Here is a 14,122-nt window from a genome sequence, read left to right on the forward strand (position 1 = left end):
CAGACCAGCGTGGATCTGCTGGCCCCTGGCAGGGGGACGGCAGCGCCATCGGCATGGCTCCAGTGCTGGCCGGCGCGGCCATTCTGTGTTTGTCCTTTCTGGGCTTTGACGCGGTGTCCACTTTGGCGGAAGAGGCGCGGGAACCGCACCGCGACATCCCGCGGGCCATCATCATCACGACGATAGCAGCGGGACTGCTGTTCATCCTGCTGGCGGCCATCAGCCAGCTGGCTTTCCCCGGCAGCCGGTTCCAGCATGCGGACTCCGCCGCCAATGAAGTGATGCAGCGCATCGCCGGCCCTATTTCGTCAGTTTTTTCACCGCCAGCTATGTGGCCGGGGCTTTTGGATCGGCTCTGGCCTCCCAAGCCTCGGTCTCGCGCATTCTGTACAGCATGGGCAGGGATCGCGTCTTGCCGCACCGGGTCTTCGCCGGCCTGTCGCAACGCTTCAACACCCCGATCTGGTCGATACTGGTGGTATCCCTTTGTTCCCTGCTGGCGCTGGTGATGGATTTGGCCACCCTGGCCTCCCTGATCAGTTTCGGCGCGCTGGTGGCGTTCTCGGTGGTGAATCTGGCGGTGATCAAAACCTATCTGCTGGACGGCAAGCCGCATCCGTTCAGCGCCTGGCTGCGTTATGGCTTGCCGGCGGCGATTGGATTTGCCCTGACGCTATGGCTATGGACCAGCCTATCGGCGCTCACCCTGCAAATCGGCCTGGCCTGGCTCGCCGCGGGCGTGGCGTATCTGTTGTGCCTGACGCGCGGCCTGCGCAAAGCCGTGCCCACGGTTCAATTCGACGACAGCGGGTCTTGAGCGAGGGCGGGCGTCCGACGCCCGCGCCTCCAGCTAAAATGACATGGCAATCATCAGCTATGCTCATACTCTTGCGCCCCGGTTTCATTAGCCACAGAATGCATGGCATACATCCCCCGGAGCCGGCATGAACACCCTCGCAACCCCGCAATTGGACACCATTCCGCAACGCATCGCCTCCTTGCGCGCCGCCATGAAGAACGCCGGCGTCGACGCCTGTCTGGTGCCCTCCTCGGACCCGCATCTGTCGGAATACCTGCCGGCGCGCTGGCAGGCCCGCCAATGGCTGTCCGGCTTCACCGGCTCCATGGGCACGCTGATCGTCACCCGCGACTTCGCCGGCGTCTGGGCCGACAGCCGCTACTGGGTGCAGGCCGAGGCCGAATTGGCCGGCAGCGGCATCCAGCTGGTCAAGATCGTCAGCGCCGCCAGCGCCGACCACCTGGGCTGGATCGCCAAGACCCTGAGCGCCGGCCAGACCCTGGCGGTGGACGGCGACTCGCTGGGCCTGGCCGCGGCCAAGGCGCTGCAAGCCGCGCTGGAACAGGCCGGCGCCCGGCTGCGCACCGATCTGGACCTGATAGACGCCATCGACCCGCAGCGCCCGCCGCTGCCGGACGCGCCGGTCTATCAACATGAATCGGCCTTCGCGCCGCAAAGCCGCGCCGACAAGCTGGCGCGCTTGCGCGCCGCCATGGACGAGGCTGGCGCCGACTGGCACTTCCTGTCCACGCTGGACGACATCGCCTGGAGCTTCAATCTGCGCGGCAGCGACGTCAACTACAATCCGGTCTTCATCAGCCACGCGCTGCTGAGCCGTCAGCAGGCCACCCTCTTCGTCGGCGAAGGCAAGGTTTCCGCCGAGCTGCGCGCCCAACTGGCGGCCGACGGCGTCGAAGTGCGGCCTTACGCCCAGGCCAAGCCGGCGCTCGCCGCCTTGCCGGCCGGCGCCAGCCTGCTGCTGGACCCGCGCCGCGTGACCCTGGGCCTGCGCCAGGCGGTCAACCCGGCCGCCCGCGTGATCGAGGCGATCAATCCCAGCACCCTGTTCAAGTCCTGCAAGACGGAGGAAGAGGCCGCCCACATCCGCGGCGCAATGGAACAGGACGGCGCGGCCCTGTGCGAGTTCTTCGCCTGGTTCGAAGGCGAGGTCAACCGCAGCCGCGTCACCGAGCTGACCATAGACGAGGAAATCACCGCCGCGCGCGCGCGCCGGCCCGGCTTCGTGTCGCCCAGCTTCGGCACCATCGCCGGCTTCAACGCCAACGGCGCGCTGCCGCACTACCACGCCACCGAAGCCGCCCACAGCGAGATCAAGGGCGACGGCTTGCTGCTGATAGACTCCGGCGGCCAATACCTGGGCGGCACCACCGACATCACCCGCGTGGTGGCGGTCGGCGCGCCGTCCGCCGAGCAGAAGCGCGACTTCACCCTGGTGCTGAAAGGCACCATAGGCCTGTCCATGGCTCATTTCCCGCGCGGCACCCTGTCGCCGATGCTGGACGCGCTGGCGCGCGCGCCGCTGTGGCAGCAGGACATCGACTTCGGCCACGGCACCGGCCACGGCGTCGGCTACTTCCTCAATGTGCACGAAGGCCCGCAAAGCATTTCCCGCGCGGTGCCGGACGCCAATATGGCGATGCAGGAAGGCATGGTCACCTCGATCGAGCCCGGCGTCTACCGCCCGGGCCGCTGGGGCGTGCGCATCGAGAACCTGGTGCTGAACGTGGCCTCGTCGCAGAACGAATTCGGCGACTTCCTGCGCTTCGAAACCCTGACCCTGTGCCCCATCGACACCCGCTGCCTGGACTTCAACCTGCTGTCCCGCGCCGAAGTGGACTGGCTGAACCAGTACCACGCCGAGGTGCGCGCGCGCTTGCTGCCGCTGGTGGACGGCGCGGCGCGCGAATGGCTGCTGGCCAATACCGAAACCATTTAAACCTCTCCCCGCCCGGGCGCTGCCGCGCCCGGGCCACGCTCATGCTCGATCGACTCAACGACCTACGCCTCTTCCTCGACGCCGCCCAGCTGGGCAGCTTCTCCGCCGCCGGCCGCAAGCAAGGCCTGTCCCCCGCCGCCGCCAGCGCCTGCATCCAACGGCTGGAAGCGGCGCTGGACAGCCGGCTGTTCCAGCGCACCACCCGCCAGCTGCGGCTGACCGAGGCCGGCGAAGTGTTCCGCGACCACTGCCAGCACGCGCTGGACACCCTGCAGCAAGGCCAGGACCAGCTGCAGCGCGAGCAGCGCGAACTCAGCGGCCTGATCCGGCTGTCGGCGCCGTCGGACCTGGGCCGCCACGCCTTGCTGGACTGCCTGGACGAATTCCGCCGCCTGCACCCGGCGGTGCATTTCGCCTTGCAGCTGGACGACACCCCGGCCGATTTGATCGGCGAGGACATCGACATCGCCATCCGCTACGGCCAGCCGGCGGACAGCAGCCTGATCGCGCGCGAACTGGCCGCCAGCCGCCGCGTGGTTTGCGCCGCGCCGGCGCTGCTGGCGCGCACCGGCATGCCCAGCCATCCGCGGCAGCTGGCCGAGCTGCCGACGCTGACCCTGGTCACCGGCGACGGCCCGATGCACGAATGGCCTTACCGCGAGCACGGCCAGCGCCGCGCGCTGCGGCTGGAGCGCGCGCAGCAGAGCAACGACGGCGAGGTGATCCGCCGCTGGGCGCTGCAAGGCCAGGGCTTCGCCTACAAATCGCTGCTGGACATCGCCGACGATCTGCGCCAAGGCCACCTGCTCACGGTGCTGGACGAGTACTTCACCGACAGCGCGCCGCTGCACCTGCTCTACCCCGGCCAGCGCGGCCAGCCGCTGCGCATTCGCCGCTTGATAGATTTCTTGCGCGAGCGGCTGTCGACGCTGCCGGCCACCGCCCTGCTGCCAGAGGCCGGCGCCCAGCCGTAAGAACCCGTTCAAAGCCCGCAGCGCTAATGCTTCAGGCGCTGCGCAACTGCTTGCGATGGGGAGCCTCCAAATGACGTAGGAGCTCCCAAGGCATTGCCGCCGACTCAGGCCTAGAGCACCGCCCGACAACAGACGAGCTGCGCCGATACCTACAAGTACTCGCTCAAGTTGGCGGACGGGAACTACGCGACGCTCGATAAAGAAAGAATATTCGGCGCGATGCCAAGGCATCCTGTGATCGGACAGCGGCTAGGCCAGCAGACCACCGCGACGGTGCGTGACCTTGACGTTCAGTGGAGAATTAGGCGGTCCGTCGCATAGATGGAGGCTTTTACAGCATTCAGTCTCACTTCGGCAGTGCGCGCACGGGCTGCCGCAGAATCATCTTGCGCTTTGCGGGTGCTACGCGGCTCCAATCATCAAGGTAGATCTCATGATACGGCCCTGAAGGCTCTAGACCTTGTTCTGGCAGATATTCTCTATAGAGCTTATCCAGCATGACGGGCAGACCGCTAGTTTGGCCGACATAAAGAGCCTGTACGCACTTTCCTTCGGCAAATGCCTCCCAATGCAGAGCCTGCGAGGCTGCATCTTTTAGTTCCTGACGCATCTCCGCAGCAGACTCCTCAAGGCCCTCTGCATTAATCCAAACCGGCAAGCTTATCTGCACGCGCCAACGCCAATTTTTACGATGACCTGCTGAGAGATCGCGCATATCGTCGGCCCAATAGAGCAACTCCACCGGAGGCTCGACAAAGGACTTACCCATACGCTCGCGAGCTTTACGCCGTATAGGATAGATGGCGGTATAAAGATCCTTGATCACTGCGGAGACAGACTGCTGTTCAGGTACACCATCGCCAGTCCAGACTGCGAATGGGAGTTTAGGCACATCAACCATGCTGAAAGTCTCGGCTGGAGGAGCGTAGAGCCTACGAAGCATAGCTCTGTCACTTAGCAAATCAATTATTCCTTCGTTGGCCATAGCTTGCTCCTCATGTACTCCAGGGTGGAGGCTATCCAAGTGAGCTCTGCCGCTAATTGGCTAGCGGAAAAGTCAAAAAGGACTTCAATATGATCAGGCATAGGCTGTCGCTGCCGACGCAGACATTCGAGCCTTTCTACTTCAGCCATGACCGAAGACAAGCGCCCCTCTAGCGCAGCCAGTGCCGACTCGCGCGACAGTACTGGCCAATGAACCATCCCCAACAAAAGAGACGAATACGTTGGACGATATGTTTCAAGGGCGGAAATCGTTTGCTTCAACAGCACCTGATCGCCTGCGGCAGTAATCGAAAATGTTTTGCGCGCCTTAGTACCAGCAGGAACCTCGGCTAAAACCAACCCCGCTTTTTCCAACTTCCCAAGCACAAAGTAGATAGAAGAAAAACCGATCTGCGTCCATTCACGCATGCCTCGCGTTTCTATTACATGCTCAAGCTCATAGCCATGTCGCGGCATCTCTGCAACGAGGCCCAGCAGCAAGAGTTCGGAGTCGGTAAGGTTCATTAATTCAATATTCTAGTACTAGAATATGAAGAAGGCAAGCGTAACCCAACAAGGTGCTGACTGAAGTCAGCGTGAAATGAAAAACCGCGGCGCGGCCAATGGCCGTCCCGCGGTTGTGGAACGCGACTCAAGACCCAAGGTTCTCAGTCCGCCGGCACTTTGTCCGCCTGCAGCGCGTAGCGCGCGATCTCGTCCTTGCGCATGAAGGCGACGCCGGCATGGCTTTGCGCATAGCGGATGAACTGCTCCAGCGCCTTGACCCGCGCCGGCGAGCCGGAAATGCGGTCGTGGGTGCTGATCGACATCATCCGCCGCCGCGAACCCGCCTCGGCGTAGAGCACGTCGAATTCGGCCTTCAGATCCGACAGATAAGCCTCATTGCTCAGCGCCGGCGAATCGAAACGCACGATGTCGTTGTTGCGCAAGGTATAGGGCACCACCACGAACGGCTTGCCCTTGACCGCCACCGTGAACGGCTCGTCGCGGCTGACGTTGTCGATGTGATAGAGAAAGCCCAGTTGCTGCAGAATGCTCAGGGTATTGGGCGTGCCGCGCAGCCAGAAGGCGTTGAAGCCCACCGGCCGCGTGCCGGTGGCGCGCTCGATGCTGGCGATATTGGCGCTGTAGGCCGCCAGCTCCTGCTCCGGCGTCATCGGGTATTGCGGCTCCCAGGTTTGGCCGTGCGCCGCCGCCTCGTGGCCGCGCGCCACGATCTCGCGCGCCAGCCGCGGGCTGCGGTCCACCGCCTGCCCCACCATGTGCGAAGTCACCTTGACCCGGTGCGGTCCCACAAGTCCAGCAGCCGCGGAATGCCCTCCTTCACGCCGTAGTCGTACCAGCTTTGCATCGGCAGATCCGCGTACTTGGGGTCCAGCGGCGGAAACGGCCCGCTGGCGCCGCGCTCCGGCTGCGCGCCGGCCTCGAACTGCATGGAAATCGAAATCGCCAGGCGGGCGCCGTTCGGCCAGAAGGCGCCGCCACTTGTTGAAATTGCCGTCATCTTGCTTGCTCCTGTCGCCGCCAGCGCCGCGCCGTGCGCCAGCATCAGCGCGGTGCCGCCCGCGGCCGCGCCGGCCAGGAACTGGCGACGATTAATGGGTAGGGTATCGGACATCTCGAGTCCTCTTGTTCGCTTCGGCGCGGCCTACAACAAGGCCCCGCCCTCCACATCCAGCACCGCGCCGCTGATGAAGCCGTTGGCCATCGCCAGCAGATAGGCTTGCGCCAATTCCCGCGGCTGGCCGACGCGGCCGACGGGCAGGCCCTGGCCGATGCGCGCCAGCGTCGCCTGGCGCGCGGCCGAGCCGGCCTCGCCCCACAGCTCGGTGTCCACCACGCCGGGGCTGACCACGTTGACGCGGCGCGGCGCCAGTTCCTTGGCCAGATTCTTGGCCGCCGCCTCCAGCGCGGCGTTGACCGTGCTTTTCAGCAGGCCGCCGCTGGAGTACTTGCGCGCCAGCAGGCCGGAGGTGAAGGTCACCGACGCCCGCTCCGTCAGATAGGGCAAGGCCTCGCGCACCGCCAGCAGGCTGCCGAACAGCTTGACGTCGAAAGTCTGCCGCAAGGCCTCCTCGCTCAACTCGGCCAAGGCCGGCGCGCCGACCCGGGCACCTGCGGTCAGCACCAGATGATCGATGCGGCCGATGTCGGCGAAGGCCCGGGCCAATGCCCGGCTGTCCGTCATGTCCGCCTGGATGCCTTCGCGATCCGCCTCGGATTGGGCGCTACGCCCCAGCACATAGACCCGCGCGCCGGCCGCCGCGGCCGCGTCCGCCACCGCCCGGCCGATGCCGGAGCCGCCGCCCAACACCGCCACGGTCTGGCCGTGGAAAGCAAAATCCCCCGCGTTCATGGCTTCACCACGCCCAGTTGCTGCATCAGGGTCAGATTGTCTTCCAGATGCCAGTTCTCGGCGATGCGGCCGTTCTTGACGCGGTACAGGTCGAAGGCCTGGAACTCCACCGGCTGGCCCTGGCCTTGCACGTCGCCGAAGCGGCCGCTGAAATGGCCCTGGAAATGCAGGCGCAGCGCGACGCGGTCGCCGGCCAGCACCATGTCGGTGACGTCCACCTTCAAATCCGGCACCGCGGCGCGGAACTGGCGCGAGGCCTGCAAGGGCCCGGCCACGCCCTGCTGACGGCCGGCGGGCAGGGTGCGGTCGATGAAGTCGGGGTCCAAGGCCAGTTCGGCGTAGCGCGGATCGCCGCTGTTCCAGAACGCCGCGTAACGCAACGCGGCCAACTTCACCGCCGCCGTGCTGCCGGCCGGACGGTCCGCCCACACCCGCGCCGGCTGCGGCAGGTTTTCCGCCGCGCCGGCGAAGGCCGCGGTCAAGGCCAGGCCGAAGCCCAGCGCCAAGGTCAAAGCTTTCATCATCGTCTCCCGATTGCGGCGTCGCCAACACGGCGACACCGGACCAGCGCATTGTGTCGCCGCCGAAGGAATTTGATAATTGGCTTTAAATTTGGATTATCTGCTTGTTCAATTTGAAAATAGGCGTAAAAATAAGGCGAAGCTCCGGCGCTTCGCCTTTCTCAAAGAACCTGTTTACACAGGTTCTTTGAGCCTGTTCAAAGTCTCGCGAGCAAGAGCGAGACAAGGCGAAAACGAGTGAAAAAGCGGAATGTACACGTGGTACATGAGCATTTTGAGCTCGTTTTCAACGCCGTATCGCCGAAGCGCAGCAGACTTTGAACAGGTTCTTAGCCGCCGGTGCCGCCCACGGTCAGCCCTCCGTCTATGCGCAGCGTGGGCTGGCCCACGCCCACCGGCACGCTCTGGCCCTCCTTGCCGCAGACGCCGACGCCCTGATCCAGCTGCAAATCATTGCCTATCATGCTGACGTAGTTGAGCACGTCCGGCCCGTTGCCTATCAGGGTGGCGCCCTTGACCGGGTAACTGAGCTTACCGTTTTCGATGCGCCAGGCTTCCGACGCGGAAAACACGAACTTGCCGCTGGTAATGTCCACCTGGCCGCCGCCGAAATTGACCGCGTACAGGCCGTCCTTGACCGAGGCGATGATTTCCTGCGGATCGTGCTGGCCGGCCAGCATATAGGTATTGGTCATCCGCGGCATCGGGATGTGGGCGTAGGACTCGCGGCGGCCGTTGCCGGTGGCACCCACCTGCATCAGGCGCGAATTCATCGCGTCCTGCATATAGCCCTTGAGCACGCCGTCTTCGATCAGCACGGTGCGCTGAGTGGGATTGCCCTCGTCGTCTATCGCCAGCGAGCCGCGGCGCTCTTCCATCACCCCGTCGTCCACCACCGTGACGCCCGGCGCCGCCACCCGCTGGCCGATCTTGCCGGAAAAGGCCGAAGTGCCCTTGCGGTTGAAATCGCCTTCCAGGCCATGGCCTATCGCCTCGTGCAAGAGCACGCCGGGCCAACCCGGCCCCAGCACCACGGTCATCTGGCCCGCCGGCGCCGGCCGCGAATCCAGATTGGTCAGCGCCTGATGCACCGCCTGGCGCGCGTAGCGCTCCAGCACCTCGTCGTCGAAGTAGGCCAGGTCGAAGCGGCCGCCGCCCCCGCTGGAGCCCTGCTCGCGGCGGCCGTTCTGCTCGGCGATCACCATCACCGACAGCCGCACCAGCGGCCGCACGTCGGCGGCGCGCACGCCGTCGTGGCGCGCCACGTAGACCACGTCGTATTCGCTGGCCATGCCGGCCATCACCTGGATCACCCGCGGGTCCTGCGCCCGCGCCATCCGTTCCACTTTTTCCAGCAAGGCCACCTTGGCCGCCGCCTCCAGGCTGTGGCAGGGGTCCAGCGCCGGGTACAGCGGCTTGGGCGCGCGCGGCGTTTGCCGCCCGGCGGAGCCGTCGCCGCCCACCTGACCAATGGCGCGCACCGCGTCGGCGGAGCGGCTCAGCGCCTCCAGGCTGATGGCGTCGGAATAGGCGAAGGCGGTCTTGTCGCCGGCTACCGCGCGCACGCCCACGCCTTGGTCAATGCTGAAGCTGCCGGACTTGACGATGCCCTCTTCCAGGCTCCAGGCCTCGCTGCGGGTGTATTGAAAATAGAGATCGGCGTAGTCGATGGCGTGGTGGCGCATGCGCGCCAGCGTGGCTTCCAAAGCCGCCTCGTCCAGACCGTAAGGCTTGAGCAGCAGGCTGTCTGCCGCGGAGAAAGCATCTTGCATAGTGTCGGGTTCTTTCACGCGAGTACGCGGTGCGCCAGCGCCGGCAGGCGGGTGCGCACCGACTGGATCAATGTCGGGTCGATTTCGGCGAGGATCACGCCCTCGCCCTTGTCTATTTCGGCCAGCACGCGGCCCCAGGGATCGATGATCATCGAATGCCCGTGGGTCTTGCGGCCGTTGTCGTGTTCTCCGCCCTGCGCCGAGGCCAGCACATAGCTCTGATTCTCTATCGCGCGCGCGCGCAGCAAGGGCTCCCAATGCGCCTCGCCGGTGGTGGCGGTGAAGGCCGCCGGCAAAATCATCAGATCATAGGGCGACAACTGGCGGAACAGTTCAGGGAAACGCAGATCGTAGCAGATGCCGAAGGCCATCTCGGCGAAGCCCAGATCCGCCTTGACCGGCTGCTCGCCCGGACGAATGGTGTTGGATTCGCAATAGCTCTCGCCCAGGCCGGAGAAGCCGAACAGATGGATTTTGTCGTAGCGGGCGCGCACTTCGCCGTCCGGGTCGAACAGCAAGGTGGTGTTCAACACCCGCTGCGGCTCCGGGCTGCGCAAGGGCACGGTGCCGGCGGCCAGCCACACGCCGTTCTCCTGCGCCATCCGCGCCAGCGCGCTCTGGATGGGGCCGTTGCCGTAGGCTTCGCACACGGCCACCTTATCGGTTTCCTGCCGCCCCATCAGGCAAAAATACTCGGGCAAGACCACCAGCCTCGCGCCCTTGCCGGCGGCTTCCGCCACCCAATGCGCGGCGCGCTGCAAATTGGCCGTCACGTCGGAGCCAGACACCATCTGCACCGCCGCCGCCAGGAATTTTTGCTTCATGGTTTTCCCCCTTTGTTCTGCTGTATCGGACCGATCGCCGTGCGCACCACCTTGGGGTCGCGCAAGGAGCCGCTCACTTCGTAATCCACCGACAGGATGCGGCCCACCGGATCGCGCAGCACTTTCTGCGCCGCCAGTGTGGCGATGCCCACCACCGGATTGAGCAGGGCCGCCCCCGCCGCCAGCGCCACGCTTTCCGCCAGCCGCGGCACCACGTGCACTTTCAAGGCCTGGCTTTCCTTGCCCAGGTCCAGTTCTCCGGAAATCGTCACGTCCGCGCCCGGCCCCTTCATCTCCACCTTGGACGAAGTGAACAGACCGTTGCGCGCCTGCGCTTCGCCCTTCAGGCTGTCGAAGGCGAAGCCGTCGCTGAACACGTCGGTGAAGTCCAGCCGGATGCGGCGCGGCAGCGATTGCAGGCTAAGCGCGCCCAGGAGCTTGACCACGCCCGGGTCCACCTTGGCGAAGCGTCCGTCCTTGAAGTCTAGCGCCAATTCGCCGGATACCTTGGCCAAATCCAGATCGCCCAGGCCGCCGGGCCAATTCAAGCGGCCGTTGAGCGTGCCCTGGCCGTTGCGGAAAATCTCGCCCTGACCCAGCCGCGTCAGCAGCTTGCCGGCGTCACCGACGAGCAATTCGAAGCGGGCGTCGACATTGCCGGCGCCGCGCGCGTCCGAACGCACCGTGGCCTTCAGCGTGCCGTCGTTGGTGGTCAGCCGCAAGGGCGCCATCTGCCAGACGCTGCCGTCGCGGCGCGCCTCCAGCTCCAGCCGGCCCACCGAGCGCCCCTGCAACACCAGCTCGCCGACGCGCACCTTCATCTCCGGCAGCCTGCGGTTCAGCACCGAGGCTTCGCCGCCGGCCGCGGCCTTGGCCTCCGCCGCGCCCTCCTTCTTCTCCTTGTCCGCCGGCAGGCTCAAGGCCAGACGGCTGAGATTGGCCTGCAGCAGGCCGTTGCCTTCCGGCCGGTAGCTGGCGTCGCCGCTCATCTCGTTGGAGCGCAGCTGTACGGTCCAGGCCTTGGACAGCTCGCGGTTGCCCAAGCGGGCGTTGACCTTGTGCAGGCTCAGGCCCGGCAATACCAATTCCGGCGTTTCCAGTTCCAGCTGCAAGGCCGGCAGGGCCGCAGGCTCTCCGCCGCCGCTGGACTGCGCGGCGCCGTCGGCCAGTTTCAGCCAATCGTCCAGCACCACCTTGGGCTGCGCCACCCGCACCGCCAGGCCGGACGCCGCCGGCTCGCCCGGCGCGCGGCCCACGCCCAGCGCGCCGGCCTGCAAATCGCCGTGTTCATTCAAACGCAGGCGGCCGGCTATCATGCCGTCCAGACTGAAGTCCAGCCGCTGGGTCTGGACGCCGCGCATCTGCTGCGGCCGCAGCTGCAATTGCAGCGGCAAGGCCGCGCCGGCGCTCTTGGCCAGCGGCGGCGGCAAATCGAAGGCGGTGCCCTGCAAGTCCGAACTCACCGCCAGGCTTTCCAAGCCCTGCTTGACGATGAGCTGCGCGCGGTAGCCGGACTTGCCCGACACCTGCTCCGCCAGCGCCGGCAGATACTGCTTCAGCACTTGACGCGAATCGGCCTGGCCGGCCAGTTCGAAACGCATGCGCTTGTCTGCGCCGGTGTTGGCCTTCAACTGGAACGGACCGCCGAAGCCGACGAACTGCAGGCCCGGGCTGTCCACGCCGCGTTCGGTAAAGGTCAGCCGGCCGCGCGCCTTGCTCAGCGGCGGAATCGGCAGGGATTTGAAGCGCAGCGCGTTGTCGGCGAAGCGGATGTCGCCGCGCACCGTCACGCCCTGTTCGCCGGCCAGCGGTATCCCCAGTTTCAAATCCAAGCTGGCGTCGCCGCCGGCTTCGATCTGGCCGGTGAAACCGTCCAGCCAGCCGTCCACCGGGCTTTGCGTGGTGAAGGCCAGCATGCGCTGCAGACGGTCGGCCGCGCGGCCCTCCACCGTCAGCATGGGCACGTCAGCGCCCAGATTGTCTATCACCGCCTTGACGCCGCTCAGCGGCACGCCCACGGTGACGGCGCGGCGCGCGTTCACCTCCATCCGTTCGTTGCGGAACAGCAATTGGGCGTCGATGTCGTCGATGCGCGGCCAGCCGGACTGATAACTGAGACGCGCGCGCTCCACCTCGGCCTCCACCAGGAACTCGCCGCCCTTGCCGCCCACGAAGGGGAACTGCTCCAGATCGCCGCGCAGCTTCATCGTCGCCTGGCGCAGCTGCCCGCCCTGCAAGGCCTGGCGCAGCCAGCGCAAAGTGTGCTCGCCCACCTCGTGCGGCAGATACTCCGCCACCCTGGCCGCCGGCACTCCGGCGATGCTGGCGCGCAGATCGGCTACGCCGGCCCCGGCGCCCTGATGCCGATAACTGCCTTGCAGGCTGCCGGACAAATCGGCGTTGGAGAAGGCGGCCTGGCGGAAGTCCAAGACCACCGCCTGCCCTTCCCGCCGCCAGCCCACGTCGGCGGTCAGCTTGTCGAAATTCAACGGCGCGACGAACACCGAGGGATAGCTGACCTGGGACTTGCCGGTGTCCAACTGCAGGCGGCCGCCTTTTTCGTCGAAGCTGATCGCGCCGCTGACGCCGGACACGCCGGGCAGCTCCCCGAACGGCTGCCAGGCCAGCTTTTCAAAACGGGATTTGAGTTTGAAGGCCTTGGGCGCTTCCAACGCGCCCTTCCAGCTGACGGTCAGGTCGCGCAGCGCGCCGCTGGGCGAGAAACGCGCGAACAAGGGGTTGCGGTCGGCGCCCAGCGCGTGGATGAAGGGGGTCAGGTGGCTGAGGTCCACATTGTCCAGCGTCAGTTGGCCGAAGCCTTGCTCGCCGTAACGCCACTCGCCGTCGATATTGGAATTGTCGAAAGCCAGGCCGCTGGCGCTGGCCAGGCTCAGCCGGCTGGCCTTGACCTTATAGCTGCCGCTGAGCTGGCGCGTCAGCTGCAACTCGCCCTGCAGCCGCGGCAGCACCAGTTCGTGGGAATCCGGCGGCGTGTAGGCGGCGTCGTGGACGTTGACGCTGGCTTTCAAGGCGTCGATGGCGCCGTCGGAGAAGGACATCTCCACCGTGCCGCTGCCCTCGCCGCTGCGCAGCATGCCCAGTTGTTGCAAATAACGCGTCCACGAACCCACCTTGGCGCCGTCCAGCGCCACCTTGAGCGAGCCCGACCACTGCTGCCAGGCGGCGATGTCGTCGCCGCGCCAGGACGCCGTCAGATCGAAGCCCTTGCCCAAGGACGCCGCCGGCTGGCCGGACAGCTTCAGGCCGTGGCCGAACAGGCCGGCGCTCAGCTTGAGCTGGCCCTGGCTCAGATCCAGCCGCGGCAGGCCCAGCAATTCGTCCTGCCAGCTCAGCCGCGCGTCGCTGATCTCCAGGCTGGGCTGGCGCAGCAGCCAATTGCCCAGGCCGCTGTCGGCGGAGCCGGAACTCAGATCGAAGCCGTTCAGATAGATCACGCCCTGGCGCGAGCGCAGCAGCTCCACAGTCGGGCCCTTGACCACCACGCTGGCCAGCCGCGGTTCCAGCGCCAGCAAGGAACGCCACGACGGCTCCAGCGACACCTGGCGCAAGGTCAGCGCCTTGCCGTCCTGCGGATTGGCGATGGTGACGCCGCCCAGCTCGAAACGCGGCCCCACGGTCAGCCATTCGCCGGACAAGGCCGCCACCTGCACCGGCCGCCCCAGCGACTGGCTCAGATAACGCTCCAGCGGCTGGCGAAACTGGTTCAGATTGGGCAGCACCCAGAAAGTGAACGCGCAAAAGGCCGCCAGCAGCAGCGTCAAGGCGGCGGCGGCGGCCATTCCCAACAGCGCACAGGTCCGTTTCAGGACCTTGATCACATGGATATGGGACAGAACGGAGAAGAGCTTTTCCAAATGCGGCAAACCGTTACAATGTGGCCATCAAGAATTGAC

The 14,122-nt window shown here is 65.9% G+C and carries 11 protein-coding genes and 2 pseudogenes; 4 read left to right on the forward strand and 9 right to left on the reverse strand.

Annotated elements, in window-relative coordinates; all coding sequences use genetic code 11:
• Window positions 1-25: 25 nt before the first annotated feature.
• The 4 genes and pseudogenes from HQN78_RS25515 to HQN78_RS25815 all read left to right on the forward strand — a co-directional run.
• Window positions 26-817, forward strand: a pseudogene (locus tag HQN78_RS25515) (APC family permease); the annotation flags it as partial.
• A 151-nt stretch (window positions 818-968) separates the two neighbouring features.
• Window positions 969-2,756 carry an aminopeptidase P family protein gene (locus tag HQN78_RS08565; protein ID WP_235089774.1) on the forward strand — a complete coding sequence of 596 codons (1,788 nt, stop codon included), beginning with the start codon at window positions 969-971 and terminating at the stop codon, window positions 2,754-2,756.
• Between the two features lie 41 nt (window positions 2,757-2,797).
• Window positions 2,798-3,730 (forward strand): LysR family transcriptional regulator, encoded by a 933-nt coding sequence (locus tag HQN78_RS08570; protein ID WP_235088989.1) that lies wholly within the window; start codon window positions 2,798-2,800, stop codon window positions 3,728-3,730.
• Window positions 3,731-3,865: 135 nt separating this feature from the next.
• Window positions 3,866-4,051, forward strand: a pseudogene (locus tag HQN78_RS25815) (DUF3363 domain-containing protein); the annotation flags it as partial.
• Window positions 4,052-4,076: 25 nt separating this feature from the next.
• Here HQN78_RS25815 and HQN78_RS08575 read toward each other — a convergent pair.
• From HQN78_RS08575 to HQN78_RS08615, 9 genes are all read right to left on the reverse strand, one after another.
• On the reverse strand, window positions 4,077-4,715 hold the full coding sequence (locus HQN78_RS08575) for a GyrI-like domain-containing protein (RefSeq protein WP_235088991.1): 639 nt from the start codon (window positions 4,713-4,715) through the stop codon (window positions 4,077-4,079).
• Window positions 4,697-5,239, reverse strand: a complete 543-nt coding sequence (locus HQN78_RS08580; RefSeq protein ID WP_235088992.1) for a PadR family transcriptional regulator — start codon at window positions 5,237-5,239, stop codon at window positions 4,697-4,699. The genes HQN78_RS08575 and HQN78_RS08580 overlap by 19 nt, the downstream gene beginning before the upstream one ends.
• Before the next feature lie 143 nt (window positions 5,240-5,382).
• Window positions 5,383-6,009, reverse strand: a complete 627-nt coding sequence (locus tag HQN78_RS08585) for a polysaccharide deacetylase family protein (protein WP_235088993.1) — start codon at window positions 6,007-6,009, stop codon at window positions 5,383-5,385.
• Window positions 6,006-6,353, reverse strand: a complete 348-nt coding sequence (locus HQN78_RS08590) for a hypothetical protein (RefSeq protein ID WP_235088994.1) — start codon at window positions 6,351-6,353, stop codon at window positions 6,006-6,008. The genes HQN78_RS08585 and HQN78_RS08590 overlap by 4 nt, the downstream gene beginning before the upstream one ends.
• A 30-nt stretch (window positions 6,354-6,383) precedes the next feature.
• A complete protein-coding gene (locus HQN78_RS08595) occupies window positions 6,384-7,091 on the reverse strand; it encodes an SDR family oxidoreductase (protein ID WP_235088996.1) in 708 nt (235 codons plus the stop codon).
• Window positions 7,088-7,612 carry an ester cyclase gene (locus HQN78_RS08600; RefSeq protein WP_081544511.1) on the reverse strand — a complete coding sequence of 175 codons (525 nt, stop codon included), beginning with the start codon at window positions 7,610-7,612 and terminating at the stop codon, window positions 7,088-7,090. Before HQN78_RS08600 ends, HQN78_RS08595 begins: the two co-directional genes overlap by 4 nt.
• A 329-nt stretch (window positions 7,613-7,941) precedes the next feature.
• Complete coding sequence (tldD, locus tag HQN78_RS08605; RefSeq protein ID WP_235088998.1) at window positions 7,942-9,384, reverse strand: metalloprotease TldD; 1,443 nt, start codon at window positions 9,382-9,384, stop codon at window positions 7,942-7,944.
• A gap of 14 nt (window positions 9,385-9,398) precedes the next feature.
• Window positions 9,399-10,208 (reverse strand): carbon-nitrogen hydrolase family protein, encoded by an 810-nt coding sequence (locus tag HQN78_RS08610; protein WP_235089000.1) that lies wholly within the window; start codon window positions 10,206-10,208, stop codon window positions 9,399-9,401.
• Window positions 10,205-14,083 (reverse strand): YhdP family protein, encoded by a 3,879-nt coding sequence (locus HQN78_RS08615; protein ID WP_235089002.1) that lies wholly within the window; start codon window positions 14,081-14,083, stop codon window positions 10,205-10,207. Before HQN78_RS08615 ends, HQN78_RS08610 begins: the two co-directional genes overlap by 4 nt.
• Between the last annotated feature and the right edge of the window lie 39 nt (window positions 14,084-14,122).

This window comes from Chromobacterium sp. Beijing, assembly GCF_021496765.1.
GTDB lineage: Bacteria > Pseudomonadota > Gammaproteobacteria > Burkholderiales > Chromobacteriaceae > Chromobacterium.

Excerpts from the sequence above, each read along its gene's own strand:
- HQN78_RS08570 (WP_235088989.1), top strand. The coding sequence starts at position 2,798 with ATGCTCGATCGACTCAACGACCTACGCCTCTTCCTCGACGCCGCCCAG.
- HQN78_RS08575 (WP_235088991.1), bottom strand. The coding sequence starts at position 4,715 with ATGGCCAACGAAGGAATAATTGATTTGCTAAGTGACAGAGCTATGCTT.
- HQN78_RS08580 (WP_235088992.1), bottom strand. The coding sequence starts at position 5,239 with ATGAACCTTACCGACTCCGAACTCTTGCTGCTGGGCCTCGTTGCAGAG.
- HQN78_RS08590 (WP_235088994.1), bottom strand. The coding sequence starts at position 6,353 with ATGTCCGATACCCTACCCATTAATCGTCGCCAGTTCCTGGCCGGCGCG.
- HQN78_RS08595 (WP_235088996.1), bottom strand. The coding sequence starts at position 7,091 with ATGAACGCGGGGGATTTTGCTTTCCACGGCCAGACCGTGGCGGTGTTG.
- HQN78_RS08600 (WP_081544511.1), bottom strand. The coding sequence starts at position 7,612 with ATGAAAGCTTTGACCTTGGCGCTGGGCTTCGGCCTGGCCTTGACCGCG.
- tldD (WP_235088998.1), bottom strand. The coding sequence starts at position 9,384 with ATGCAAGATGCTTTCTCCGCGGCAGACAGCCTGCTGCTCAAGCCTTAC.
- HQN78_RS08610 (WP_235089000.1), bottom strand. The coding sequence starts at position 10,208 with ATGAAGCAAAAATTCCTGGCGGCGGCGGTGCAGATGGTGTCTGGCTCC.